The sequence below is a fragment of the Streptomyces sp. NPDC037083 genome (genome assembly GCF_055606485.1).
In genome coordinates this window covers 663,067-687,876 of sequence record NZ_JBVJSQ010000002.1, presented here as the reverse complement: position 1 = coordinate 687,876, position 24,810 = coordinate 663,067, and the positions used below count along the sequence as shown (strand labels likewise).

Annotated in this window: 19 protein-coding genes; 11 read left to right on the top strand and 8 right to left on the bottom strand. The window is 71.8% G+C overall.

Annotated features, from left to right (window positions below):
- The first annotated feature begins 1 nt into the window (after position 1).
- From ACZ7DE_RS07735 to ACZ7DE_RS07690, 10 genes are all read left to right on the top strand, one after another.
- A complete protein-coding gene (locus ACZ7DE_RS07735) occupies positions 2 to 2,401 on the top strand; it encodes a GTPase (protein ID WP_470758811.1) in 2,400 nt (799 codons plus the stop codon).
- A gap of 384 nt (positions 2,402 to 2,785) precedes the next feature.
- On the top strand, positions 2,786 to 3,268 hold the full coding sequence (locus ACZ7DE_RS07730) for a single-stranded DNA-binding protein (RefSeq protein ID WP_470758810.1): 483 nt from the start codon (positions 2,786 to 2,788) through the stop codon (positions 3,266 to 3,268).
- A 368-nt stretch (positions 3,269 to 3,636) separates the two neighbouring features.
- Positions 3,637 to 5,055 (top strand): TQXA domain-containing protein, encoded by a 1,419-nt coding sequence (locus ACZ7DE_RS07725; protein ID WP_470758809.1) that lies wholly within the window; start codon positions 3,637 to 3,639, stop codon positions 5,053 to 5,055.
- A gap of 190 nt (positions 5,056 to 5,245) precedes the next feature.
- Positions 5,246 to 5,716 carry a hypothetical protein gene (locus ACZ7DE_RS07720; RefSeq protein WP_470758808.1) on the top strand — a complete coding sequence of 157 codons (471 nt, stop codon included), beginning with the start codon at positions 5,246 to 5,248 and terminating at the stop codon, positions 5,714 to 5,716.
- 965 nt (positions 5,717 to 6,681) lie between these two features.
- Positions 6,682 to 6,906: a cold-shock protein gene (locus ACZ7DE_RS07715; RefSeq protein WP_470758807.1), complete on the top strand. Its 225-nt coding sequence runs from the start codon at positions 6,682 to 6,684 to the stop codon at positions 6,904 to 6,906.
- Between the two features lie 169 nt (positions 6,907 to 7,075).
- Positions 7,076 to 7,354, top strand: a complete 279-nt coding sequence (locus tag ACZ7DE_RS07710) for a hypothetical protein (RefSeq protein WP_470758806.1) — start codon at positions 7,076 to 7,078, stop codon at positions 7,352 to 7,354.
- 246 nt (positions 7,355 to 7,600) lie between these two features.
- On the top strand, positions 7,601 to 8,065 hold the full coding sequence (locus ACZ7DE_RS07705) for a hypothetical protein (protein ID WP_470758805.1): 465 nt from the start codon (positions 7,601 to 7,603) through the stop codon (positions 8,063 to 8,065).
- 571 nt (positions 8,066 to 8,636) lie between these two features.
- The gene (gene ettA / locus ACZ7DE_RS07700; RefSeq protein ID WP_470758804.1) at positions 8,637 to 10,301 is read left to right on the top strand and encodes an energy-dependent translational throttle protein EttA; all 1,665 of its coding nucleotides are present in this window, start codon (positions 8,637 to 8,639) and stop codon (positions 10,299 to 10,301) included.
- 6 nt (positions 10,302 to 10,307) lie between these two features.
- Positions 10,308 to 10,730: an acyl-CoA thioesterase gene (locus tag ACZ7DE_RS07695; protein WP_470758803.1), complete on the top strand. Its 423-nt coding sequence runs from the start codon at positions 10,308 to 10,310 to the stop codon at positions 10,728 to 10,730.
- The gene (locus ACZ7DE_RS07690; protein ID WP_470758802.1) at positions 10,727 to 11,407 is read left to right on the top strand and encodes a DUF8010 domain-containing protein; all 681 of its coding nucleotides are present in this window, start codon (positions 10,727 to 10,729) and stop codon (positions 11,405 to 11,407) included. The genes ACZ7DE_RS07695 and ACZ7DE_RS07690 overlap by 4 nt, the downstream gene beginning before the upstream one ends.
- Before the next feature lie 99 nt (positions 11,408 to 11,506).
- On the opposite strand, the gene ACZ7DE_RS07685 is transcribed toward ACZ7DE_RS07690, so the two are convergent.
- On the bottom strand, positions 11,507 to 11,920 hold the full coding sequence (locus ACZ7DE_RS07685) for a globin (RefSeq protein WP_470758801.1): 414 nt from the start codon (positions 11,918 to 11,920) through the stop codon (positions 11,507 to 11,509).
- A gap of 184 nt (positions 11,921 to 12,104) precedes the next feature.
- Here ACZ7DE_RS07685 and ACZ7DE_RS07680 point away from each other — a divergent pair, with 184 nt between their 5' ends.
- The gene (locus tag ACZ7DE_RS07680; protein ID WP_470758800.1) at positions 12,105 to 13,133 is read left to right on the top strand and encodes a methyltransferase domain-containing protein; all 1,029 of its coding nucleotides are present in this window, start codon (positions 12,105 to 12,107) and stop codon (positions 13,131 to 13,133) included.
- Positions 13,134 to 13,201: 68 nt separating this feature from the next.
- On the opposite strand, the gene ACZ7DE_RS07675 is transcribed toward ACZ7DE_RS07680, so the two are convergent.
- The 7 genes from ACZ7DE_RS07675 to ACZ7DE_RS07645 form a co-directional block, all read right to left on the bottom strand.
- Entirely contained in the window at positions 13,202 to 15,043 is a 1,842-nt protein-coding gene (locus ACZ7DE_RS07675) for an FHA domain-containing protein (protein ID WP_470758799.1), read from the bottom strand.
- A 48-nt stretch (positions 15,044 to 15,091) separates the two neighbouring features.
- Positions 15,092 to 16,474, bottom strand: a complete 1,383-nt coding sequence (locus ACZ7DE_RS07670; protein WP_470758798.1) for a vWA domain-containing protein — start codon at positions 16,472 to 16,474, stop codon at positions 15,092 to 15,094.
- 128 nt (positions 16,475 to 16,602) lie between these two features.
- Positions 16,603 to 18,087 carry a PP2C family serine/threonine-protein phosphatase gene (locus tag ACZ7DE_RS07665; protein ID WP_470758797.1) on the bottom strand — a complete coding sequence of 495 codons (1,485 nt, stop codon included), beginning with the start codon at positions 18,085 to 18,087 and terminating at the stop codon, positions 16,603 to 16,605.
- Positions 18,088 to 18,090: 3 nt separating this feature from the next.
- Positions 18,091 to 20,820 (bottom strand): serine/threonine-protein kinase, encoded by a 2,730-nt coding sequence (locus tag ACZ7DE_RS07660; protein ID WP_470758796.1) that lies wholly within the window; start codon positions 20,818 to 20,820, stop codon positions 18,091 to 18,093.
- Between the two features lie 2 nt (positions 20,821 to 20,822).
- Positions 20,823 to 22,160 (bottom strand): coiled-coil domain-containing protein, encoded by a 1,338-nt coding sequence (locus tag ACZ7DE_RS07655; protein ID WP_470758795.1) that lies wholly within the window; start codon positions 22,158 to 22,160, stop codon positions 20,823 to 20,825.
- Positions 22,161 to 22,241: 81 nt separating this feature from the next.
- The gene (locus tag ACZ7DE_RS07650) at positions 22,242 to 23,270 is read right to left on the bottom strand and encodes a glutamate ABC transporter substrate-binding protein (RefSeq protein ID WP_470758994.1); all 1,029 of its coding nucleotides are present in this window, start codon (positions 23,268 to 23,270) and stop codon (positions 22,242 to 22,244) included.
- Between the two features lie 14 nt (positions 23,271 to 23,284).
- Positions 23,285 to 24,658 carry a hypothetical protein gene (locus tag ACZ7DE_RS07645; RefSeq protein WP_470758794.1) on the bottom strand — a complete coding sequence of 458 codons (1,374 nt, stop codon included), beginning with the start codon at positions 24,656 to 24,658 and terminating at the stop codon, positions 23,285 to 23,287.
- Between the last annotated feature and the right edge of the window lie 152 nt (positions 24,659 to 24,810).

Genomic DNA, 24,810 nt, shown 5'->3' with positions numbered 1-24,810 from the left:
GGTGACCGCCGTCACTGACCAGGACCACACGGACAACAGGGACCAGGAGCAGGAGCACACCGAGCACGTCGATCATGAACACACCGACCACACGGATCAGCGCCACACCGGCCAGGACCACACCGGCCACACGGATCAGCGCCACACCGGCCAGGACCACACCGGCCAGGACCACACCGGCCGGGACCACACCGGCCAGGACCACGCCGGCCAGGACCACGCGGACCAGAAGCAGGCGGACCAGGGGCAGGCGGACCAGGGCCACACGCCCCGCGACCGCACGCCCCCGGACCACACGGACCGGGGCCACTCGGACCGCGGGCACGTGAACCGGACCGGCAGTCCGAGGGAGGACGGGACCGCGGAGACCGGTGTTCGAGACCAGCGGTCTCAGGACCGTACGGACCGGGCCCTCACCGATCCGGGCCGTGCGGACCAGGGTCGTCCGGATCCGGGCCACACGGACCAGGGTCGTCCGGATCGTTCGGATCCCGAGGGCAGCGCCGTCCAGGAGCACTCCCGCGCGGGGGAGGCGCGCGCCGAGAGACGGGGCTGGGCGAAGCAGGAGGCGGCCCGCCACGCGCGCGTGCCCAAGGCCGGCGAGGACTCCTCCTCTCGTACGGACTCCGGCGCGGGCGCCGGTGCCGAGTCCTGCGCGGAGGGCGCAGGAGCCTGGGACGACGGTCTCATCGCCCGCCGGGTGAACGAGACCTCCGCCGCCGAGCAGGCCGCCGTCAAGGAGACCCGGAGCGGCGGAGGCGGCGGAGGTGGCGGAGGTGGCGGCGCAGGCTCCCTGCCCTCGACCCCGCTGTCGTACGACGGGCATCTGCGATCCCGGCTGGAGGCCCTGCGTGAGCTCGTGGGGCTCTCCCGCACCCGCGTCGACAACCGGACGCTCGCCCGGGCCGGCCGGGTGCTCGACGAGGCGGCCGCCCGGCGCAGACTCTCCGGGCAGCACACGGTCGTCGCCATCGCGGGCGCCACCGGGAGCGGGAAGTCGCAGCTGTTCAACGCGCTAGCCGGAGTGACCATCTCCGAGACGGGCGTGCGCCGGCCGACCACCTCGGCGCCCGTCGCGTGCAGTTGGAGCGACGGCGCGTCGACCCTCATCGACCGGCTGGGCATCCCGGGCCGACTGCGCAGGCGGCCGGTGCAGAGCCAGGAGGATGAGGCGCAGTTGCGCGGGCTCGTCCTGATCGACCTGCCCGACCACGACTCGGCGGCCGTGCAGCACCGCGAGCAGGTCGACCGCGTCCTGGGGCTCGTCGACGCCGTCATCTGGGTCGTCGACCCGGAGAAGTACGCCGACGCCATCCTCCACGAGCGCTACCTGCGGCCCATGGCGGGTCACGCGGAGGTCATGTTCGTCGTCCTCAACCAGGTCGACCGGCTGCCCGGCGAGGCCGCCGAGCTGGTCCTCGACGATCTGCGACGCCTTCTCGACGAGGACGGCGTCGCCCTCGGGGAGTACGGAGAGCCCGGCACCACCGTGCTCGCCCTGTCCGCGCTCACCGGGGACGGCCTCGGGGAACTGCGCGAGCTGCTCGGTCAGTTCGTCGCGGAGCGCGGTGCCGCGGCCCGCCGCATCTCGGCCGACGTGGACTCCGCCGCGTGGCGGCTGCGGCCCGTCTACGCCACCGGGCGGCGCGTGGGGCTCAGCGAAGCGGCGCGCGACGAGTTCGCCGACCGTCTCGCGGACGCCGTGGGCGCCACCGCGGCGGGCGAGGCAGCCGAACGGGCCTGGCTGCGCAACGCCGGCCGCGCGTGCGGGACGCCGTGGCTGCGGCTGTGGCGGTGGTCACAGGACCAGTGCGACCCTCCCACCGGACGGCTGGCGGTCCGTGCCCAGCCCGACGAGGAGATCACGGCGCGGCAGCGCGTCGAGCAGGCGGTGCGCACGCTGTCCGAGCGGGCCTCGGCGGGGCTTCCCGTGCCGTGGGCGCAGGCCGTGCGGGAAGCGGCCGTACGCGGTGCGCAGGGCCTGCCCGAGGCGCTGGACGAGCTGGCGGCGCGGGCCGGCCTGCCGCCCGGTCGGCCGCCGCGGCCGGGCTGGTGGCCGGTGGCCGTTCTGGCCCAGGCGTCCATGACGCTTCTTCAGGTCGTCGGCGGCCTGTGGCTGGTCGGGCAGATCGTCGGGGTCCTCGCGCCGAATCTCGGGGTCCCGGTGCTGTTGATGCTGTCCGGCATCGTCGGCGGTCCGCTGGTCGAGTGGAGCTGCCGGATGGCGGCCCGGGGGCCGGCCCGGCGCTACGGCCAGGACGCGGAACGCCGGCTGAGAGAGGCTGCGTCCGGGTGCGGGCGGGCGCGTGTGCTGGATCCGGTGGCCGCGGAGCTGCTGCGGTACCGGGAGGTGCGGGAACAGTACGCGCGGGTCACCGGGGTGGGAGCCGGAGCACGGTGAGGGGCGCTCGGCGCGGGTGGCCGCGGCCGTCCACCCAGGACGGGAGGCCTGGTCGGTAGGGGGTTGGGTGGTGATCCGCCCGGGCGGATCACCACGGTTGGCCCACACGGGTTGATCCACTCGGAGGCGATGAGTATCACTCGTCCGGGTGGTGGGGTTTTCCACAGGCGGGTGGTGGTCCACAGCGCCCGGCGGGCCCGGCTCGGCGGAGGCAGTCTGGCTCCACGGCGATCGCGACGGACGCGGTGGCCGTGCGGGCGGCGACGGTACGCGGTGCACGAGGTCGGTGCACCAGGCTGCGGCCGTCGCGGCGGACGCAGCCGTACGGGACGGGCCCGTGGGCGCATCCGGGCGGCGCGACCGTCCGGTGAGGGAGGGGTTCTAGTGAACGAGACGATGGTCTGCGCGGTGGGCAACGTGGCGACGCAGCCGGTCTACCGGGAGCTGACGGCGGGCGCGTCGGCGAGGTTCCGGCTGGCGGTGACCTCGCGCTACTGGGACCGCGAGAAGAACGCCTGGACCGACGGCCACACCAACTTCTTCACGGTGTGGGCCAACCGCCAACTGGCCACGAACGCGATGGCCTCGCTGAACGTCGGCGACCCGGTGATCGTGCAGGGCAGGCTGAAGGTGCGCACGGAGGCACGCGAGGGACAGCAGAACTGGACGTCGGCGGACATCGACGCGGTGGCGATCGGCCACGACATCTCGCGGGGTACGTCGGCCTTCCGGCGGTCGGGCCGCCCGGAGCCGGCGGCGCAAGGGGCGCCGGTGCGTCCCGAGCCCAACTGGGAGACACCGGCTCCGGATTCCGCGGAGCCGGAGCCCGACACCGTGAGGCGCCGCGAACCGGTGGCGGTGACGTGAAGCGGTGGCGGTGACGCGATGCGGTGGCGGTGACGTGAACCGAGGTCCGGTGCCGCGGCGCCGGACCGTTCGCAGCGTGACGAAGCGACCTGGTGACAGAGCGTCAGGGTGCCGCCTGCACCGACGCTGACCGATCCGTGGCTTATCGACGCATGTGCTCCGAACGACCGAGTGTATTTGTCGATAAGCCCGGGCGGTGGACGATCTTGGGGATAACGATTCCGATTCGGATCGGGGATCCGATGAGATGACCGGTAAGCGTGGTGCGTCGCGTCTCTAGGATGCCGGACGTGGCTCACGGGGCTTCTGATTCTGCTGGTGGGACCGTACCCCCCCACATCAACGGGTCCTGCTCGAAGGGGAATTGTGTGATTTCTTCGTTCTCGGCGCCGTTCACGCGCGGGCGGGGCGCGGTTCGCCTCGCCGTGGCGACGTTGGTGTCCGGCTTCGTCGCGGCGGGCGTCATCGCCGGAGCGGGCACGGCCGCCGCCGCCGAGGTGACACAGGGTCAGGGCGGAGCCACCGCGACGATAGGCGGCCTCAAGACCTACGGCACCGCCGTGATCCATGCCGACGGCGGCGACCAAGAGGTGTCGGCCGGTCTCTTCGAGATGTCCGTCGAAGGCGGCGGCACCCTGCAGACGTACTGCGTCGACCTGTACAACCCCACGCAGCGTGACGCGAGATATCACGAGACCCCCTGGAGCGGCACCTCGCTCGGCGCCGACCAGGACGCGGGCCGCATCCGTTGGATCCTGCAGAACTCCTACCCCCAGGTCAATGACCTCGCCTCGCTGGCGGACAAGGCCGGCATCGGCGGCGGTCTCACCGAGCAGGACGCCGCCGCCGGCACCCAGGTGGCCATCTGGCGCTACTCGGACGGCGCACGCGTCGACGCCGTCGACCCGCAGGCCGAGCAGCTCGCGGACTATCTCCAGAAGGCCGCCCGCGTCCTGGTGGAGCCCCAGGCGTCCCTCACCCTCGACGTGGCCGCCGTCTCCGGTCGCCCCGGCGAACTGCTCGGCCCGGTGACGGTGCACACCGACGCGAGCGGCGTGACGGTGACGCCACCGCTGGACGCCGCCACCAGCGGGGTTCGGATCGTCGGCAAGGACGGCAAGGCGGTCACGTCCGCGACGGACGGCAGCGAGCTGTTCTTCGACGTGCCCGCCGACGCGGCCGCCGGTTCGGCCGAGCTGACCGTGCAGGCGTCGACGACCGTCCCCGTCGGCCGCGCCTTCACCTCCGAGAGCCGCAGCCAGACGCAGATCCTGGCCGGCTCCAGCGAGTCGACGGTGACGGCGGCGGCAAGCGCGGCCTGGGCGCCGCAGGGGGCGGCGCCGGTCCTGTCCGCGACGAAGAACTGCGCTAAGACCGGAGTGGACCTCACCGCCGTCAACCGGGGGGACGCGGCCTTCGTCTTCGAGCTGATGGGCGCCGAGCACGCCATCCCGGCAGGCGCGTCTCAGACGGTGACGATCCCGCTGCAGGAGGACCAGGCCTACGACTTCACGATCAGCGGTCCGCAGGGCGCCGACTACCGCTTCACCGGCGTCCTGGACTGCCGGACCCAGGCCGACGAGATCGCCGGCCTGACCACCCAGACCCTCAGCGAACCGAGCCCGGCCACGGTGGGCGGCTCCTCCACAGAGAACGGCACCGACCTCGCCGCGACCGGCGGCACCAGCGCCACGCCCCTCATCGCGGGCACGGCCATAGGCCTGGTCATCATCGGCGGAGCGGCCCTGGTGCTGACCGGCCGGAAGGAGACCGACGTACCCGACTGAGCCCACCCACCGCCCCCAGATCACGCCACGCCGGTCCGAACCGCGCCAGGCCGCATCACGCCAGTTCACGACGCTGATGCGCAGGCGCGTGGCACGTACCCCGGCCGCCGGCGTCGTCGGGCCGGCCGATGACCTTTCGAGCGGCTCCTGTGTGGATCGCGGAGGACCGGACTCGGTGACCGGAGGCGGCATGAGTGGCGAGCTCGAGCGGGGCGGCGGACGCGTTCCGGTTCAGTGCCACCAGTTCGGCATCGGCGACGAGGGCGGGCCGACCGGCCCGGAGATCGAGGGCACACACAACGGGCTGGTGGAGGTTGCCGAAGGAGTCATCGTCGTCCTGACCGGCATCCACGCCGGCGACGTCGACGTGACGGTCACCCTGCACGAGGCCGAGCCCCCGGTGGGCGCGCGCGGCTGGCAGGAGATCGTCGAGGTCTGCGCCCACTCCGCGTCCGGTGAACTCACGGTCCGCGGAATGATGGACGACCTCGATGAAGAACTGCCCGTCCTCTCCTTCGACGGCCCCGGCGACTACCGGCTCCGTGTTCATGCCCGAGGCCGGGACACCGCCGTTGATCTGGCTCCCGACGAGATCACCGAGTGGTACCTGATCCAGGCATGGCCGGCAGCACCCCCCGCGAAACGGCAGTACTGCGCCTGACGGACGGCTACGGCGCATCGGTGCGTTCCCGCTGAACAGGCGACGGGACGGCAGTGATCTCACCGGTGAGCAAGCAGGCGGCCGCAAGCGGGTACTTTTGCGAATTACCCTCGCCGGTATATTCCGGAACCCGAAGACGCTGGCGGTCCAATAGGTCGCCAGCGTCTTTTCTGGTTCCAGCCGGAAGGGTCAGGTGTTAAGGCACGGAGTCTTGATTCCCTGCGAAGCGTTCACATCCGCGGGGTCGGGATACACCATGAGCAGGAAGGCCTTGTAACACTGCGTCCCGGCCTTGTCCGCGATGGTCGTCTCGAAGCTGGAGCCCCTGTCCTTGTTGATTATCGTCTTCAATGGAAGCCTTCTGGCCACCCACGATCTTGGCAGTCCGTCATGACCACTACAAGCAATGGGTGAAGCTTTGAGGTAGATCTGAGGTTGGGGAAATCCTGGCGGCGGACAACAGGCAAAGCGGGGGTATTCAGCCGCTCTGCGGAATTGGTGCAGAACAGCCGTGACGGAATGGTCGGCTCCGATTGTTCAACGTTTCTGACACACATAGTGCGACCGCACCGCAAGCGCACCGGACGGCCAAGGAGCGACGGGGGATCAATTCCCGCAGCTTCCCCAGGCTGAGGGCCGGCACCGACAACGTCATTGAGCCGGTCCGGGGGCAGGGAGGCGCACGCGCGCCTGGTCGGTCGAGGGCCCGCCCGTCAAGCGTGTCGTGCCATGACAGTGATCAGCGCAACCAGCACCGCGGCGGCTTCACCAGCCCAGGAACCGTCCACCGAGAGCCCCCCCGCACGATCATCCACGGACGTCCATGCGCTGCACCGGAGACCAAGGGATACGAGGTCGTGCTCCACGGCGGCAGGAACGCCTCGATCTCCGCGGACATGCAGTGGTCGAGAGACGCAGACTCCCCGTCCACCATGTGGCGCAGCCGGCACTCGTATAGTCGCTGCATGGTGACTGCGACTGTCCGTGAGTGGCACGACGAGGAGGGGTGGGGGGTACTCGACTCTCCCGAGACACCCGGCGGTTGTTGGGGCCACTACTCCGTCATCCAGACGAAGGGCTTCCGTACGCTGTCGCCGGGACAACGTGTAGACCTCCAGTGGGAAGCCCCTGGCTACAAGCAGGACGGCTACACGTATCGCGCAGTGAACATAGTGCCTCAGCCGGCCTGACATCCACGTCTGACATCAACAACGGCAGACAGCAGCAGCTACGAGCGTCCCGTGACGGCCATGCTCCAGGCATCCGAAGCTCCCAAAGCCGCGTTGATCGAACTCCTGAGCCGGAGCTCTCAGAACCCATGCCGCACTCGGCGTGTGCGGTGGCTGTCACCATCATTGGATGGCAGGCAAGCAGCTCCCGGCAGGTTGGACCCTGGAGGAGATCCGCAAGGTCTCCGGCGACCGGGAGGCCACACCTCTCGGCACCGATCGCGTCGTGACAGGCTGGCCCGCGCAAGGCGAGCGCCTCCACCCTGAGATCGTCTTGGGATTCCACGGGCTCTGCCTGGTGAAAGCCGTCAACGACGACGACTGGTACATGGGCAGCCTGAACGACGACGGCAGCGTCAGCTGCTGGAGCGCCTACGCCGACCTCTACGAGGCACTTCGCGGCCTCTAGCCCGACGACACCTGTACCGGCCGGACGTCAACGTCCGTTTCAGTTTCCGTCTCATTCAGCGCCGTTCACGGCCGTTCGGACGAGACCCGTAGCCGCCCCCGCCCCGATGGCCGACCGCCCATGAACGCAGGTGAACGCCCGGGGACGACGCCCACCACCCCACCACCACAGTTGGAGGGCGTGTTGGAGGCACCGGGATTGAACGTACGGCACACCAAGACCAGCGCCCCGTGATCAGCTTGGAGCGTGGAGACCATCATCGCCAGCGCCATAGCCGTCCTGGGCACTCTGCTCGGTTCAGGGATCACTCTGGCGTTCCAGCATCGCACCACCGACAGGAGCCACCAGTTCACCCGCCGCGAGAAGCTCCGGCAGGAACGACTTGATGCCTACTCCGCCTACGCCGGCGCGCTGATCAACTATCGCCGCTGCTTGGTCCACCTCTGGTTCTGCGAGCATGAGCAGCCACCGCCCGAAGACGCCGACACGGTGCGCATTCGAGCATATGACTTGCGCTCCAACGCCCAAGAAGCCCTGTTCAGAGTACAGATGCTTACAGATGACGAGACACTGAGCCGGACCGCGGAGGATGTGCTCGCCGACATCACGGCGTTACCCAAGGTCGGCAGCAGAGTCGAGCTCGACGCCCTCAGGGTGCAGACCCGTGATGACATCGGTCGACTTGTCAGCACGGGCAAGCAACACCTCTGAGGGCTTGCACAGCCGCTTCTGCAGAGTGTCCAGACCAGACCGCACCACAAGCGCACCAGATCGAGCGGGGAACAGTGGGGAATCACGGTGAAAGCAGGCGGACCCAACGAGGCCCCGTCTCGACCTTTCGCTCAGGTCAGCCTCGGAACCAGCCGCCAATGATCGCAGCTTCCCAAGCTGATGTCTCCAACAGAAATCAGAAGGTCGAGCCAGCCGCCGGCAGGGACGATGGCAACACGAACTGCGTGACAACGCCGACGAACAGCAGCGGGCCGGCGCGGACGGCCGGCCACGTCCAAGGTGCCCTCAGTCGGTCAACAGGCCGGACCGGGATGATCAACCCTGGGCAGTCCCTGGGCAGTCCCTGGGCAGTCCCTGGGCAGTCCCTGGGCCGTCCGAGGTTCCCCGAGGCCGCTCGACGGTGACCGGCAGTGACAGCAGTCGAAGGCGTCCACGCCGAACCCCCAGGTCAGCCGCCCCCCACCATTCGGGTTACCACCCAGGGGTGGACCTCAGGCAAGATGGGGTGTATCTGCCCACTGCCTGATTTCAAGCTGCCGGACGGTTTCTCTTGGCTGAGTACATCTACACCATGCGCAAGACGCGCAAGGCACACGGCGACAAGGTCATCCTTGACGACGTAACGCTGAGCTTCCTGCCCGGCGCGAAGATCGGTGTGGTCGGGCCGAACGGTGCCGGTAAGTCCACCGTTCTGAAGATCATGGCGGGGCTCGAGCAGCCCTCCAACGGTGACGCGTTCCTGTCGCCCGGATACAGCGTCGGCATGCTGCTGCAGGAGCCGCCGCTCGACGAGTCCAAGACGGTCCTGGAGAACGTGCAGGACGGCGCCGCCGAGATCATGGGCAAGCTCAAGCGCTTCAACGAGGTCGCCGAGCTGATGGCGACCGACTACTCCGACGCGCTCCTGGACGAGATGGGCAAGCTGCAGGAGGACCTGGACCACGCCAACGCGTGGGACCTGGACACCCAGCTGGAACAGGCCATGGACGCCCTGGGCTGCCCGCCCGGCGACTGGCCGGTCACCAACCTCTCCGGTGGTGAGCGCCGCCGCGTCGCGCTGTGCAAGCTGCTGCTCGAGGCCCCCGACCTGCTGCTGCTCGACGAGCCCACCAACCACCTGGACGCCGAGTCCGTGCAGTGGCTGGAGCAGCACCTCGCCAAGTACCCCGGCACCGTCGTCGCCGTCACCCACGACCGGTACTTCCTCGACAACGTCGCCGAGTGGATCCTGGAGCTCGACCGCGGTCGGGCCCACCCCTACGAGGGCAACTACTCCACCTACCTCGACACCAAGGCGACCCGCCTCAAGGTCGAGGGGCAGAAGGACGCCAAGCGCGCCAAGCGGCTCAAGGAAGAGCTGGAGTGGGTGCGGTCCAACGCCAAGGGCCGGCAGGCCAAGTCCAAGGCGCGTCTCGCCCGGTACGAGGAGATGGCGGCCGAGGCGGACAAGATGCGGAAGCTGGACTTCGAGGAGATCCAGATCCCGCCGGGCCCGCGGCTCGGCTCCATCGTCGTCGAGGTCAACAACCTCTCCAAGGCCTTCGGCGAGAAGGTCCTCATCGACGATCTCTCGTTCACGCTCCCGCGCAACGGCATCGTCGGTGTCATCGGCCCGAACGGCGCCGGCAAGACCACCCTGTTCAAGATGATCCAGGGCCTCGAAACCCCGGACTCGGGCTCGATCAAGGTCGGCGAGACCGTCAAGATCTCGTACGTCGACCAGAGCCGCGAGAACATCGACCCGAAGAAGTCGCTGTGGGCCGTCGTCTCCGACGAGCTGGACTACATCAACGTCGGACAGGTCGAGATGCCGTCCCGCGCGTACGTCTCCGCGTTCGGGTTCAAGGGACCGGACCAGCAGAAGCCGGCCGGGGTCCTCTCCGGCGGTGAGCGCAACCGTCTGAACCTCGCGCTCACCCTCAAGCAGGGCGGCAACCTGCTGCTCCTCGACGAGCCGACGAACGACCTCGACGTCGAGACCCTCAGCAGCCTCGAGAACGCGCTGCTGGAGTTCCCGGGCGCGGCCGTGGTCGTCTCCCACGACCGCTGGTTCCTCGACCGGGTCGCCACGCACATCCTCGCCTACGAGGGCGACTCCAAGTGGTTCTGGTTCGAGGGCAACTTCGAGTCGTACGAGAAGAACAAGATCGAGCGCCTGGGACCGGACGCCGCGCGTCCGCACCGCGCCACCTACAAGAAGCTGACCCGGGGCTGATCGGTCTTGCGCCACCTCTACCGCTGCCCGCTGCGCTGGTCGGACATGGACGCGTACGGCCACGTCAACAACGCGGTCTTCATCCGCTACCTGGAAGAAGCCCGCATCAACTTCCTGTTCCGCCCGGACAAGGACTTCAAGCAGGGGTCCGTGGTGGCGCGCCACGAGATCGACTACAAGCGGCAGCTCGTGCACCGGCACACACCGGTCGACATCGAGCTGTGGGTCACCCAGATCAGGGCGGCGTCCTTCACCATCACCTACGAGGTGAAGGACGGCGACCAGGTCTACGTCCGGGCGTCGACGGTGGTCGTGCCGTTCGACTTCGAGGCCGAGCGGCCGCGCCGGCTCACCGCCGAGGAGCGCGAGTTCCTGGAGGAGTACCAGGACGAGGACCGGGACGCCGACAAGGAGGCCGTCGCCGCATGACGGCGCTCCACCTCGCCGACGAGGGGGAGGCGGCGGACCTCGCGGCCTTCCTCTCCCGGCTGCTCCACTACGACCGAGGAGCGGCGGTCCGGCTGCAGGCGGCAGGCACCGCCCTCGCCGTCTTCGGCCGGCCGCCGTCCTTCGAGGTGCTCGCGATCCGCGCGGTCCGGCTGGCCAAGCCGTACGAGAACGGTCTCGACGTCACGCTGGACGTGACCGTGTCGGCCGGTGAGCTGCTGGAGTCCGTCGACGAGAGCGCCGCCACGGCCGCCGTCCCGGCTGCCGTCACCGGCCCGCCGTGGGCCGGGGTGCTGCCGCCGCGCGGCGGCTGGACGCCCGAGCCGGGGCTTCCCGCTCCGGACGCGCTGCGCGCGACGGTCGGTGCCGCCGTCACGGAATTCCGTTCCCGTACCGAGGAGTTGGCGGACGAGTCGCGCACGCGCGCCGAACTCGACCGGATCGGGCGGGAGATCTGGTCCCGGGCGATCGGGGAGACCGGCCTTCCCGTGCGGGCCGTGCACGCGGCCCAGTCGCTCGGATTCCTGCGGCCCTCCACGCGTGCCGGGGACCTGGCGCTGCTCTCGCTCGGCGCGTGGCTGCGGCTGCGCACCCCGTACGGGTCGATCGCCGTACGGCGGGCGGGGCGGCTGGGGATGCTCGACGTCAACGTCCTCTGACGCCTCTGACGTCCCGCACGTTGCCCCGGGGCTCTCATGCCCCCACGGTCCCCCTGCCCCCATGCTGTCCCCCATGCCCCACGTCCCCCTGGGCGGTGGCTACTCCGGGGTGTTCATCATCGACGCCGCCGCGTAGGTGAGGTAGTTCCACAGGGTCTGCTCGTGCTCCTCGGACAGGCCGAGCTCGTCGACCGCCTCCCGCATGTGCTTCAGCCAGGCGTCGTGCGCGGCCCGGTCGACGACGAAGGGCGCGTGCCGCATGCGCAGCCGCGGGTGGCCGCGGTGCTCGCTGTACGTCGTCGGACCGCCCCAGTACTGCATGAGGAACAGCGCGAACCGCTCCTCGGCCGGACCCAGGTCCTCCTCCGGGTACATGGGCCGCAGGATCGGGTCCTCGGCGACTCCCTGATAGAAACGGTGGACCAGTCGGCGGAAGGTCTCCTCCCCACCGACCTGCTCGTAGAAGGTCTGCTCCTGAAGCGTGCCGCGCCGAATCTCTTTCACGTCTCCCATGGTCTCAGACGCGTGGACGGAGGACTCCAGGCTTAGGACCACGCACCGCGCACCCCAAGCACCGCGGACCACAAGCACCACGCACCGCGAATCACGCACCGAGCACCACGCACCGAGCACCGCCGGTCACACGCCGGCGGCCACGACGTTCGCCTCGGGGCGTGTTCCGCCGCACAGTGGAGTCATGGGTGCGCACGGAATCGGCGGAGACAGCGCGGAGCTCGCCGGCATCGCGGACGTCGCCGCCTCGGCACGGGCCGCGCTGGTGCGCGAGATCGAGGCGAGCGGGGCCTTCGCCGCCGACCCGCGATGGCGGGAGGCCTTCGCGGCCGTCCCGCGCCATCTCTTCGTGCCGTACTACTACGTCGGCGGCGTCGGCGGCTACGAGCGACGCTGGGGCGAGAGCCCCGACCCGCGCAGCAGGGAGCGCTGGGTGCGCGGCGCGTACGCGGACGTCCCGCTGGCGACCCGGCTGCGCGACGGCGTGCTGCTCTCCTCGAGCAGCCAGCCCTCGCTGATGGCGCTGATGCTGGCCGAGCTGCGGGTCGAGGAGGGCGACCGGGTCCTGGAGATCGGCGCGGGCACCGGGTACAACGCGGCGCTGCTGTCGTACCGGCTCGGCGACGCGAACGTCACCACCGTCGACCTGGATCCCGAGATCACCGAGTCCGCCCGCAGGCACCTCGCCGAGGCCGGGTACCGGCCCACCGTCGTCACCGGGGACGGGGCGCGAGGGGTTCCCGAGCGCGCCCCCTTCGACCGGATCGTCGCGACCTGCACGCTTGCGTCGATCCCGCGGGCCTGGCTCGCCCAGTGCGCTCCGGGAGCCCTGATCCTGGCGCCGCTGGCCACCGGCCTGATCGCCCTGACGGTCCGGGACGCCGCTCATGCGGAGGGCCGCTTCCTGCACACCTCGGCCTTCTTCGTGCCGCTGCGCGGCACGGACCGGCCGGAGCCGGAGACGGTGGCGCTCGCCGGGGTCCCGCACCGGGCCAGGGAGAACGACCTGTTCCGCTTCCTGCTGGCCCTGACCCGGGGCTCGCTCGACCCGCAGGAGGCGTACGTCCTGTGGGAGCGCGAGGGCATGCCGGGACGGGAGCGCTACGGCATCACGGTCGGCGCCGGGCACGCGTGGGCCTGGCTCGACGAGCCGGAGGGGCCGTACGCGTGGCCCCTGCCGGGTTCGTCGGGTTCCGCCGCCGTAGAGGCCTAGGCGGCGTTGAGGGCCCGGGCTGTCGCCAGCGTGTCGGAAGGCCCGGATGCCGTGCGGGCCCAGGCCCCTCAGCCGCGGCGGATCGTGATCGTCGTCCAGGCGCCCACGTGCACCTGGTCGCCGTCCTGCAGCGGTACCGGGACGAACGGCTGGATCGGTTCTTCCGAGCCGTTGACCGTCGTGCCGTTCGTCGAGTTCTGGTCGACGACCGCCCAGCTGCCGTCCGGCTGCTGGACCAGCACCGCGTGCTGGTGCGAGACGCCCGGGTCCTCCGGCGGCACCGACAGGTCTATGTCGGGGGTCTCGCCGGTGGAGTGGCGACGGCGGCCGATGGTGATCTGGTTGCCGGTGAGCGTGCGCTGCTGCTCGGGCGAGTACGCGGGCAGGTTCAGCCCCGCGGCCTCGGGGCCCGAACGGTGCATCATCGCCATGAAGTAGGCGCGGTCCGGGCCGATCGTCGCCGTCCAGGTCGCCGGCTGCTGCGGGTACGCGGAGCCGGGCGGGGGCGGGGCCTGCGTGGCGCCGGGCTGCGGGTAGCCGTAGCCACCGCCCTGGGGCCCGCCGGGACCCCTGGGGTCCCCCGGTCCGGGGCCTGTGTTCGACGGCGGGGAGAGCACCCAGTCGTCGTCACCGTCGCCGAAGGGACGGCCGCCGGGCTGGGGTCGTCCGCTCTCCTGCGGGTAGGCGGACGGCGCCGACGGGCCGGACGGCTGGAAGGCCTGCGGAATCCCCGGACCTCCGGGGCCTCCGCCCTGCCCCCCGTATCCACCCTGGCCGCCGGGAGCACCCTGGCCTCCGGGACCGCCCTGGCCGCCGGGAGCACCCTGGCCTCCGGGACCGCCCTGGCCGCCACGGTTGCCCTGGCCGCCGGGTCCGCCGGGACCGCCCTGGCCCGGGAAGCCGGGGCCGCCGGTGGGCGCGGGCCCGGGCGGCGGCGGAACCGGCCGCGAGGGGTCGCCGCCGTAGCCGGACGGGTTGCCCTGGCCGGGACCGCCCTGGCCCGGGGGACGGCCCCCGGGGCCGGACGGCTCACGTCCGAAGGGGTCGCCCTGACCGGAGGGCTCGCGGCCGAAGGGGGCCGAGGACTGCCCGGTCTGCTCACGTCGGTAGGGGTCCGAGGGCGGTCCGGAGGGCTCACGTCCGAAGGGATCTCCGGGCGGGCCCGGGGGACGGCCGCCGGGGCCGGAGGGCTCGCGTCCGAAGGGGGTTCCGCCCGGACCGGAGGGGTCGCGCCCGTAGGCGCCCGGCGGGGGACCGCCGGCGGTGGCGGACGGACCGCCGGGACCACCCGGGCCGGAAGGCTCGCGTCCGAACGGCGGCGGACCGCCGGCCGGGCCCGAGGGGCCGCCGGGGCCACCCGGTCCCGAGGGCTCGCCGCCGAACGGCGGGATCGGTTCGGCGGGACGGTTCACCTGGGACGGCCGGGAGCCCTGGTACTCGAAGGAGTCGCCGCCCCCGTAGGACGGCGGCGGCTGGAACCGCCCGCCCGGACCTGGACCACCGGGACCCTGACCACCCGGACCGGGACCACCGGGGCCCTGACCACCCGGACCCTGACCACCGGGCCCCGGACCGGGCGCCGGCGGGCGCGGGGCGGCCGGGGTGTACGAGGTCGCGGTGTTGGTCAGGAAGTTCCAGCGGCACTCCTCGCAGAACGGAGCACCGCCCTCGCGGGGCGTGCGGCACTGCGGGCACAGCTCGGGCTCGTGGTCGGGCACGGAGGACAGGTGCCGTCCGCCGCCCTGGCCGCCCTGACCGGGGCCGGGCGGGGGAGGCGGGAAGCCGTAGCCGCCGCCGGCGGTCGGGGGCGGTGGGGGAGGGGGCGGGGGCACGGCACCGGCCATGCGGTGACCGCAGACCTCGCACCAGTCGTCGGAACCCGACTGGTGTCCGTTCGGGCAGGTCGGCATGTCGGCGCGTCCCCCTCTCTCCTTCGGTGTCCCAAAAGCTCGTTCAGGTCACTTCTTTACACGAACAGTCTTTGTGGACCGGGTCTCGAGCGTCATCTCGTCGGCGTCCGCGACCTTGGCCTTCAGTCGCACAGTACCTGTCGTGGCGTCGACCACGTCCACCACCTTCGCAAGCAGTTTCGCAGTATCCGCGTTCCCCGAGACGCTGGCGAGCTGCACGGCCCTGCCCAGTTTGGCGGTGGCTCCATCCATATCGCCCGCTTTGCGGAGGTCCAGGCCCTGCTGGATGACCTGGGCCAGTTCGGCCTGGCCCGTGTAGTGCGCCACCTGAGGGTTGATCGACGTGGAGGCGGCCATGTCGTCGGTCCACACGGCCCGTACGAGCCCCTGGGCGCCCAGGTTGTGGACCGCCCCTCCCCCACTCCCGGCTGCGCTGGAGCCGGAGGTGCCCCCCGCCTGCGGGATCACCAGCGAGATCCGCGCGGCCAGCATCTCCTGGCCCAGGTTCGCCGACGGGACCTCGACGCACACGTGGTAGTCGCGGGACTCGTCGCCCCAGGAACCGGTGGGGTAGTCGCCCGCGCGCGGGCCGGCTTCCGTGCGGCGGTCGGTCAGTTCCTCGACCGTCGGCGCGACCTGCTTGACGAACTTGATGGCGGTGCCGACCGGGGTCCACAGCCGCAGGGCGACGTCCGCGACCTCCTTGCCCATCGCCGTCTCCATCATCTGCGTGAAGTCGGCGGCGAGGCCGGCCGGGTCGGCGACGATGTCGGCGGTGCCGAGCAGGGCGGAGGCGATCCCTGTGACTTCTTTCACTTCCCAGTCGGTGCCGACGCCACGGGCGTCACAGGTGAACCGTCCGGCGCAGTCGTCGAGCGCGGCCTTGAGGTCCTGCGGCGACTCGTGCTCGTTGCGGCCGTCGGTGAGCAGGATGCCGTGCCGGATGGCGACGTCGGCCGTGGACAGGAGCCGGTCGGCGAGCCGCAGCCAGGTGCCGATCGCCGTGCCGCCGCCCGCGCTCAGCCGGCGCAGCGCCTGCTTGGCCTGCTCGCGTGTGGTCGCGTCGGCGACGGCGAGCCGGCCGCCGCCCGGATAGACCTCCTTGGCGACGTGCGTGCCGCCGATCACAGCGAAGTGCACACCGTCGCGCAGGGTGTCGACGGCGGCGGCGGTGGCGTCGCGGGCGTTGCGCATCTTGGTCGGCGGGTAGTCCATCGAGCCGGAGCAGTCCACCATGATCGCCACGGCGGCGGACGGGCTCTGGCCCGGCGAGTAGAGGTGCGGCGCCGCTGCCGCGCTGCCCACCGTGCCGCCGCCGGTGGCGGTGACCGTGACGATCGCGTTGACCTCGCGACCGCCCTCCGGCAGGTACTCGTTCTGGTAGACGTCCACTGAGAACTGCGGCACGTTCGACTTCGAGAAATTGGCCATGCCTGCTCAAATCCCCCTCGGAAACCCCACGTTCGCAGGGCGATGTCTGGAAACGGACCGGTCCCCACCGGTCCGTACGCGTCTTTCCCCGTCTTTCCCCGTGTTTCCCGTATTCCCGTTCTGCGGCCTCAGGCCGATCCTGCCCCCTGCGCGGGGGCGGGGAACGGCACGACGGCCACTGTTACGTTGTCGTGGCCCCCGCCGTCCAAGGCGTGGCCGAGCAGTACCCGTGCGCTGTGCAGCGGCCGGACGGAGGCGTCCGGTGGGAGGACCTCGGCCATCTCCTCGGCACCCTCGGCGTAGTTCCACAGGCCGTCCGTGCACACCACCACGACACCAGGCCGGTCCGGCTTGAAGGAAGCGGTGTGCGGCTCCAGTTCGTAGGCGTCGGCGCCGAGCCAGCCGGTGATCGCGTGCGCGCGCTCGTCGGCGTAGGCCTCCGCCTCGCTCATCAGGCCAGCGGCGACCATCTGCGCGGCCCACGAGTCGTCCTCGGTGAGCCGGGCCGGGGGCGAACTGCGGTCCGCCGGCACCCAGTAGGCGCGGCTGTCGCCGACCCAGCCGACGACCAGCAGGCCGGCGGTGACCACCGATCCGACGAGCGTGCATGCGGGGGCGTTCTGGTGCGGGGCGTGTTCGCGGGCGGTGGCGGGCTCCTCGGCCAGCGCGTTGACCGCGTGCGAGGCGGCGACGATCGCCTCGTGCATCGCCTGCTGGGGGTGCGCGCCCTGGGGGAGGGCCGCCAGCAGCGACTCGCTCGCCGCCCTCGAGGCGGCCAGGGAGGCGTCGTCCGGGCGGGTCGCGGAGGACACGCCGTCGCAGACGATCGCCACGAGCGCGGGCGAGCCGTCGGGCAGCACGGCGCAGCCGAGGCCGAAGGCGTCCTCGTTGCGGTGGTGGCGCAGACCGCGGTCGCTGACGGCGGCGATCGGGCCCGACTCCAGTTCCATGTGGTCGCGTTCGCGCGGCTGGGCGTGCCCGCAGTTCTCGCAGTACCCGTCGTCGTCCACCCGGCCCGCACGGCAGGCCACGCACACCTTGGCGGTCTCGGCCACGGCGACGGCCTCGGCCGCCACCCGGGGGTCGGGGGCCTGCAGGGCGTACTCGTCGGGCTCCGAGGGCCGGTCGAACCGGACGCCGGACACGGGAGCGGCGGAGGCCGGGGAGGCCGCGGGGGCCGCGACGGGCGGCGGGACGGGAGCCCCGGCCGCCGACGGCGGCACAGCCGCACCCGGCGTGCCGTGCGTGTCGGCGGTACCCGGTGCATGGGCCGCACCGGGAACACCGGCGGTACCGGGCGCATGGGCCGCACCGGGGACACCGTGGGCGACGGCACCGGGAACACCGGCGCCCGGCACCGCCGTACCGTTCGCCGCCACCGCGTCGGCTCCCGCGAATCCCCCGAATCCCGCGACGCCGGTGACGTCCGTCGTCGCAGCCGTGGGAGCCGGCTGCGCCGAGCCGTTCATCGTCAGGGTCGGATGGTCGTCCGGGCGCGGCGGCACGGCGGACAGGTCGTATCCGCACGCACCGCAGAAACGGTCACCCGCGTCGAGCGGCTCCGCGCAGCTCGGACACGTCGGCAGGGCGGCCTGCCGGGGCATCTGCGACATTGACTACACCCACGTCCGGGGGCGGTAACGATTGGCACGTTCCACCAGGTCGATCCTCTCCTCGCCGCCGGTCGCCAGCCGGGCCAGCGTGCGGTACGAGCGCTCCAGGCCGAAGCGCAGCCCTCGCTCGTCCAGTTCGCTGCCGAGCAGCGTCCGGGCGGCCGGCGCCGCGCCCCGGCCACCGGAGAGTATCCAGTCGAGGGCGCAGCCGAGGACTTCCGCGGACAACTGCTCGCGCCGCGTCGGGTCGAGACCGTACGCGTCCAGCGCCTCGACCTGGGCCGCGGCGGCGGTGAGGTCCTCCAGGAAGGGTACGTCGGAGGCGAGGGCCGTCCGCTGCCGGAGTCGCGCGCGCACGGCGGCGACCCGGGCCGCCGTGTAGCAGATGGAGGACTCCGGCACCGACTCCAGTGTCCGGACGGCTCCGCGGCGGTCCCCGGCGGCGAGCTGCACACGGGCCAGGCCGAACGCGGCGCTCACATAGCTCGGGTCGGTCGACCACACCAGGCGGTAGTACTCGGCGGCGTTGTCGAGCTGCCCCAGCACCTCCGCGCACAGGCCGAGCGCCAGCTTGGGCGCGGGCTCGCCGGGGAAGGCGTCGTAGATCGCGTCGAAGGCCAGTGCGGCGCCCTCGTGATCGCCGGTGACCAGCGCGGCCACGCCCCGGTACCAGACCACCCGCCAGTCGTCGGGCCGTTCGTCCTCCAGCTTCTGGAGGGACATCAGGGCGGCGTCGTGGTCGCCGTTCTCCAGCCAGGCGCGGATCTGCCGCAGTCTGGTCTCCACCGACGGCGCCGGCGCGGCCGTGAGCGCCGAGATCAGCTCGGCCGGCGCCGACGCCAACAGGCCTGCGAGAAAGCCCGCGTTGGGGTCGGAGGGGTCGACATGGGGGACGGGCAGCGCGAGGGCCGCAGCGGGCGCGGGGACGGTCTTCACCAGCCCGCCGGAAACGACGGCCGGTCCGCTGCCGCCCGACGACGCGCCGCCACCCGCGCCCGGCAGCGTACTGCCCACCCCGCCCGCGCCACTCGCCGGGAAGGCCGGGGCGCCGCCGCCGGCGAAGGCGAGCGCGGGTGCGGGTGCGGCGCCGGCCGCGCCGGCCAGGGCGGGCGCCGTGCCCGGGGCGACGGACGGCATGGCCCCGCCGCCCGTGCCGACGGGGAGAGCCCGGCCGGCCCCCGAACTCCCGAACAGCCGCCGGGACGCGACAGCGACCCGTGCCCCCAGCCGCGACACCTCGCCCTCCAGCTTCGGGAACAGCTCGGTGTCCGTGACCTTGACCTCCGGCCCGAACAGCGTCGACAGGGCGGGCCGCGCCCGGCCGCTCTGCAGCGAGACGACCTCGCGCAGCACGCCCGTCAGCTGCTCCGCCATCTCCTGCGCGGAGGCGAACCGGCGTGCCGGGTCGGGGTCGGTGGCGCGGACCAGGAGCCGGTAGAAGGACTCGTACTGGCGGAAGACCTCGATGTTGTCGGGGTCGGGCAGGGAGTCCACGAAGACGGTCGTGTAGCCCTGGAAGTCGAAGGTCAGGACGGCGAGCGTGCGGCCCACCGTGTACAGGTCGGACGCCACGGAGGGGCCGACCTCCGCGACCTCCGGCCCCTGGTAGCCGACCGTGCCGTAGATGGCCGACTCGTCGTCGTCCATTCTGCGGACCGCGCCCATGTCGATCAGCTTTAGCTGGTCCTCGGTCTGGATCGCGTTGTCGACCTTGAAGTCGCAGTACAGCAGGTTGCGGCTGTGCAGATGGCCGAGCGCCTCCAGGGCCTCGATGCCGTACGCGCACGCCTGCTCGACCGGCAACGGGTCCCGCTTGCCGGCGGACGTGCGGCGGGCGTTGGCGATCTCCTTCAGGGACTTGCCGCCGACGTACTCCATGACGATGTAGCCGTCGAGCGAGCCGGTGCGCTGGTCGAGGTGCTCGACGAAGTTGTAGATCCGCACGATGTTGGCGTGCTCGATCTCGGCGAGGAAGCGCCGCTCGGAGATCGCGGCGGCCATCGCGTCCTGGTCGCCGGTGTCCAGCAGGCCCTTCAGCACCACCCAGCGGTCGGACACCGCACGGTCCACGGCCAGGTAGATCCAGCCGAGGCCGCCGTGCGCGAGGCAGCCCACGACCTCGTACTGGCCGTGCACGACGTCGCCGGCTTTCAGCTTCGGCACGAAGGAGTACGGGTGGCCGCACTTGGTGCAGAAGCCCTCCGTGCGGCCCTCCCGCTCACCCCGCGCGCGGCCCACCGGCGCGCCGCAGTCGGAGCGCGAGCAGAACCGCTTGCGCTCGGGCACCTCGGGGTTGTCCAGCACCATCGCGCGCGGGTCGGGACGCGGCACCTGCGGCACCGAGACCAGGCCGACGCCCAGCCGGGCCCGGCCGGAGGAGTTGGCGGTCGAGCCGGAGCTGCGCACCGACACCGAACGGCCCGTCGACTTGCCCGAGAGCGAGCGCGACAGCCGCCCGGACACCGAGCGGCGCGACTTCGACGACTGCGACGACGTACGGGAACTGCGGGCGCTGCGCCCGCTGGCGCGTGAACCGGCGCTGCCCGAGGAGCCCTTGCCGCCCGCGGTCATCCCGGTCGGCGGCGAGCCGACCAGGCCTCCCCCGGAAGAGGGGCCCCCGGACGCGACGACCGGGGCCAGACCGCAGGTGTCGCAGTACAGCTCGCCACCGCCCACGTCCTCGTACGACCCCTCGCAGCCCGGCCGCTGACACGACTGCCCTGCCTGACTCATGGCTACTGCTCCCCCCTGTGGTCCTCGGGTCCGCCCTGCTCCGGCACGCGCGGCGCCGTGAGCAGTTCGGCGGCCGCCTGCTGGTAGCGCAGGACGGCCTGTTCGGCGACGCGCAGATCGCAGGGCGCGCTCCACAGCATGCGACGCGCCGCGTCGTAGCGCTCGATGAGGAACGGGTCCTCGGCGAGCCCGTGCCGGGCGACCTTCGCCTTGTACGCGTCCAGCCGGCCGCGCAGCTCGGCGCGGACCGCCAGCGGCTGGGTGACCGCGCTCAACGACTCGCGGGCGCGCAGCAGTTCGTCCTCCGCCTTCTGCTCCAGGGACTCCAGGAGCGGGGACAGGCGGTGCCACTGGGCGTGTCTGCGGTATTCGGCGGCCGTCGCGAGCTGCTCCTGCAGCACGGTCGGCGGGCCGCTGACCACCGGCACCTCCGTGGCGGCGATCTTCGCCAGCACCTCGCCGCGCGCGGTGCGCGCCTCGGCGAGGGTGCGGTCGGCGCGGCTGAGGAGGTCCCGCAGCTTCACCAGCCGCTGCTCCGCGTCCTGGCGGACCGTCAGCACGGCGTCGATCTCCCGGCGTACGTCCTCCAGGGCGCGCGCCTCGCGGTCGTACACCGTGGTGTCGGGACGGCCGCCGCCGGGCGCCGAACTGCCCTGTGCGCGCACCCAGAAGGCGAGCGGGTCCGACACCACCTGCTCGCGCAGGGAGGTGAGCGTGTGGGTGATGCGTTCCAGGTCGTCGCCCGCCGGGTGCTCGCCCGGACGGACGCCGACGGAGTGCGCCAGCCGGCGCGTGCGCTGAAGTTCCGCGGCCAGTAAATCTATCCGGGCGGGCAGCGCCGACCACACCGCGTCGGCGGCGACGACCATGTCGAGCGAGGACGCGTACAGCTCGTTCATGCGGTCGACGAGGGCGCTGAGGGAGAAGCTCTGGCTGAGCTTGCCCGTGCCGTGCAGCGTCGGCGCGTTGGCCGTGGCGGCGGCCGGGCCGACGACCGATCCCGCGACCGTGACGGACTCGCCGCGCAGCACTTCCGTCAGCTCCGCCAGGTCCTCGCGACTGGACCAGCGACGGCGCGAGCGGATCTCACGGGCGCCGCGCAGCGCGTCGGTGTACGCGTCGAAGTACGCCCACAGCAGCGTGATCGACGCCTCCGCGGACGCCCAGCGCTCCTTGGTGACACCGGTGAGTTCGGCGCCCTCGAGGAGCCGCCGGCCCGCGTGGTCCTGCAGGGCGAGAAGCGAGGTCTCGATCGCCTCGTGCTCCGCGCCGAGCCGCGCCAGCGCACGGTCGACCTCGTCCCGGTCCATCACCGGCCCGGGGGGTCCCGTGACGCCCATCGATCACCTCTCGCTGCTGTGTCGGTTGTCCGCTCGGTCCGTTGCTGTCCTGCCCTGCTCCGCCGTCCTGCCCGTGGTCCGTCAGCTCGTGCGCAGGTACTGCGGCGCGGGCGGCCTGGACGTCGCCGCGTCACTGCCCAGTGTCGCCGACAGCCACTTGTCGTACGACGCCTGCCAGCCGCTCGCGCGGTACTGCACCAGAATCTGGTTGACGCGGCGTACCAGGTCGTCGGCGTCCTTCTTCATCGCCACTCCGTAGTACTCGGTCGTGAACGGGTCGCCCTTGAGCTCGACCGTGGGGTCCTGGGCGGCCTGGCTGGCCGCGAGCGCGCCGTCGGTGACGACGGCGTCGACCTCGCCGAGCTGCAGCCGGACCAGGCAGTCGAGCTGGTTGGGGACGGTGGTGGCGATGTCGACGCCGGGGCCGAGCCTGCCGGCCTTCTTGTCGTCGGCCAGCTTGCTGTTGGCCGTCGAACCGGCCGCCGTGCAGACCTTGTTCTTCGCCAGCGTGCCGTTGTAGCCGGTGATCGGCGACGACTTGGGGGCGAGGACCTGCTGGCCCGTCTTGAAGTACGGCGCGGAGAACGCGACGTCGGTCAGCCGGGTGCAGGAGATCGTCATGGTGCGCACGACCATGTCGACCCGGCCCTCCTGGATGGCCGGGATGCGCTGGTTGGTCGGGATGGCCTTGAACTGGACCGCGTTCGGGTCGCCGAGGATGTCCTGGGCGATCCGGTGGACCAGGTCGATGTCGAAGCCCTCCAGCTCCGCGCCGGTGTTGTTGGGATCGCGGTAGCCCCAGCGGTAGCTGTTCTGGTCGACGCCGACGATCAGCTTGCGCTTCTCGCCCTGCCGGGCCTTGATCGCCGCGATCGTGGGGCCGTCCGCGTTCGACGGCGCCAGCGTCTGCTTCTCCGGGGCCGTGCAATCGGCGTCCGCCACCGGGCTCGCGTCGGCGACCTTCCCGCCGCCCCGGCCGGTGCTCGCCGCCCCGCCGGGACCGGTCCACGGCAGCATCAGCACCAGGGCCAGCGCGAGGACGCAGACGGCTGCCATCGCGCCGACCCCGCCCCAGCCCCTCAGCCCGGCCCGCACCCGTCGCGCATGCATCGTCACGCCCCCCATCACCGGTACTCCGACAGTCTGCGGCCGATGCCGAGGACCGCGCCCGCGGCGCCCAGCACGGCGAGCACGGCGGCCCCGATCGACAGGCCGGCCATCGCGTCCAGACCGTTCCCGGCGGCCTGCCTGAACTCGGCCTGCTCGTGGTCCAGCGCGACCGCGAGGTTCTTGTCGACGCCGTCGAAGCACGCGCCGGTGGCGTCCTTGCCGCCGATCACCAGGGCCAGCGCCTGCTCGTAGTTGCCGTTGTCGTCCTGGGTGCGGGCGGCGGTGTGGCGCTTCTTCCACTCCGCCATGTTGCTCTCGGCCGACGCCACCGGCTTCTCGCCCGACTGGTCGTCGGCGAGCTTCGCAGCGAGGGCGAGGCCCTTGTCGAGGGCGCTCATGTCGGTGGTGAACTCGTGGTCGTACTTGTCGAGGGTGATCTCGTCGCCGTCGGCCGCCACCTTCACCGTCTCGGCGCCGCGCGCCACCAGCGTCAGGTTCTCGTTGCCGCGTGCCTTGAGGGAGGCGATCCGGGCGTCGTGCAGGACGTTCAGCGAGCGGACGCCGTTGTCGTAGGAGTCGTTCAGACCCGCGCGGGCCACCGTGTGGCCGACGACCAGCCAGAGCAGGACGACGGTGGTGGCCGCCGACGCGGCGACCAGACCGTGGTTCAGGACCCGGTTCGTACGGCGGTAGTTGCGGTGCTGCGCCCAGGCGAGACCGGCCAGTGCGACGACGCCCAGCGCGATCGCCGCCCACGGATAGGGCGTCGCGTCGCCGTAGTCGTCCTGCAGGCGCTGGTTCTCCTTCTTGTAGAGATCCTCGGCCGCCGGGAGCATCTCGTCCTGCATCTTCTGATTGGCGTAGCGCAGATAGGCGCCGCCGACCGGGAAGCCCTGCCGGTTGTACGTCCGCGCCCGCTCGACCAGGCCCTTGTACTCGGGCAGCAGCTTGTTCAGCCGGGTGATGAACGCCGTGGAGGGGGAGCCGGGGTCGGCGTTGCTGGCCGCGGTGACGAGCTTGGCGGCCGCGGTGTCGATGTCCTCCTCGTAGCGCTGCCGGGACGCCGCCGTCTCCTGGCCCCCCGCCAGGAAGCCGCTGGAGGCGGCCGTGTTGGCGTCGGCCAGCGAGCGGTAGATGGCGGCCGCGTCCGAGCTGAGCGGCTGGCTCTTGTGCAGGACGTCGTCGGCGGCGGACTCGCGGTCGGCGGTCTGCCAGGCCGTCACGGCGCCGAACGCGACGACGAGGAGAGCCAGGAAGGCGCCGATGATCCGCAGCCGTCCCGGCTCGGTCGTCGCCGCGCCGCGGACCTTGTCGACGCCCTCCGCGAACGCCGTACGGCGTCTCGGCGGCGGTGTCGTTCTGGTCGGCGGGCTTGCCAGGTCTGCCACTGCTTGACCTCCCCCATGGTCATCTCCCGCCGGTAAGTATCGCTGGCGGGAGGTGTCGTGCGCACCGGCCTTCACTCGATCTTGATCAGATCGCAGTCACCCCTGTTCATGAATACGTCGGGAGCGCGCGTTCGGTTCCCTGGAGGCCGCCG